The organism is Flavonifractor sp. An52 (assembly GCF_002159385.1).
Classification (GTDB): Bacteria; Bacillota; Clostridia; order Oscillospirales; family Oscillospiraceae; genus Flavonifractor; species Flavonifractor avicola.
The window spans coordinates 1-1825 of sequence record NZ_NFIB01000065.1 but is presented as its reverse complement, the minus strand read 5'-3'; the positions used below and the strand labels follow the sequence as shown (position 1 = coordinate 1825).

Here is a 1825-nt window from a genome sequence, read left to right as displayed (position 1 = left end):
AACTCAGGGACAGGGCTTGGATTGGCGTTGTCTTTTTCCTGCCTACATGGTCCTTTTTACTCATTCCCATTTGAAATTTTCTTGCATCACCTACTTGACTTCATACCATTGGACTGAATATTAAGTAAGCCGGAAATAGGGCAGGCCATAAGACCCGCCCCATTTCCGGCGAAATACAAAATCCGATTTGTTTTCTTGCTATGTGCCATTTGTCCTTGACACCCCGCACATATTGGGAAGTCATCAGCGACCAGCAGCGAACCGGCCCACGGGAATCTCACCCCTCCGAGGATCTCTCCGAGCTGCCCCCATTGCGTGATCCTGCGGTCAAGCAGGGCTGTGGCTGGACAGGAGTACCATTATACCCCTTTCCGGTTATGGCCGCGCCGGGTGCTACCCGGTTTTTACAGGCTGCCGTTACTCGCTCATACGGGACAGGATTGTATGCAAGACCAATTATGATAATCAGGTGGGATCTGCTCATCATGTCCGTATATCATGGCGCGGCCCCTGAATCGGCTTTTGCTCCTCGCACTGGAAAGGGGGATGTTACTGATGAATGAGTATGCGGTTGTCAAGGTACAGGCGAAAGAAAATCAAAAGATGTCTTTCACCTATCGTCCTGAAACCGCAGGGGTGTCAACCCTGTGCCGCAAAATATTTTTTTAGTTTGGCAATCGCCAGTTTTATGGACTTGGCAACGGCTTGATGGCTTGTCCCTTCCATCCGACCAATCTGCCGGATAGAGAGTCCCTGAAAAACATGAAGCCGGAACCGCCGTTTCTGAACCTCGGTCAATGAACCCATTGTAAAAAGCTGCACCAGCGCTTTCCAAGCATACTTGCGGTTCTGTATGTCAACAATTCGTTCTTCCCATTCTTCATCTAGAGGGCGAGTAGCACAATGCTCCGTTTCCTCCAAACTATGAATGGAAACATCCTTGCGGGTCTGGGCGCTCTCTGCCCGATCCTGCTCATAGTAGATTTGATCGGACAGGGCTTTCAGCTCTGCAAAGTCGTGTTCCGTTTTGTCAGGGTTCTCTTTCAAATAATCCTCCAGCGTGATTTCTATGATTTCATTATGAAAGCGATAAACGATATTAGGGCTGTTTTTGTTTATCGCATAATCGCTTTTGCGATAATTTTGCAACTCTGTTACCTCCGATTTGTTTTTTGTGGAAAACAAATCGGAGGTGGCGGTCCCCTAATCCTTTGTTCAGGGAGCCTTAAATGAAAGCAGCCGACTTTGTACCGGAATACAAAATCAGCCGCTTTCTGGATATGTGCATTGAGAAGTCCAATAGGGCAAGCAGCACCGGCAGGCGGAGGTTTGTCCCCACTTGGGGAAAACTCCCGCGCACAAAAACGCCGGCCAACGCCTATTGAAATTTGTCCATTGAAAGCCGTGTGTCGTGTAAGTGGGACAAAAAGTAACCTCCCAATGCTGTGGATGGTATCGTCCATAGCATTGCTACTCCTTGCCCGCTGTTATGCGGACGGCACACAGGCGGCTGGCAACATCCCCTTTCTTTCATCAACATGGCAGTTCTACGCTGCCGCCCTTGCTGATAATTTTTAATTGTAAGTTCTAAATTTGGGGAACCTTGACGGTTTCCCTCGGAATTTGTCGATAACATAAAGAAGGGCGGCCCTTATCCATAAGATAAAGACCGCCGTATGCACTGATTATGTATGATTCTGTTTTTGTGTCACCGCCGGAGTAAAATAGACCTATACGCCGGGCAAAAATTGACCCACGCCTAAAGACCGGCTATCTTAAAAGTGTGTGCAATACTTTTAAGGGAGATGGCCGAATGATTAGGAGT

At 48.2% G+C, this 1825-nt stretch carries 1 protein-coding gene; it reads right to left on the bottom strand.

What is annotated here, in order from left to right; all coding sequences use genetic code 11:
* Nucleotides 1-639: 639 nt before the first annotated feature.
* Nucleotides 640-1149, bottom strand: coding sequence for a sigma-70 family RNA polymerase sigma factor (locus B5G06_RS13695; protein WP_242955515.1), 510 nt, complete (start codon nucleotides 1147-1149; stop codon nucleotides 640-642).
* Between the last annotated feature and the right edge of the window lie 676 nt (nucleotides 1150-1825).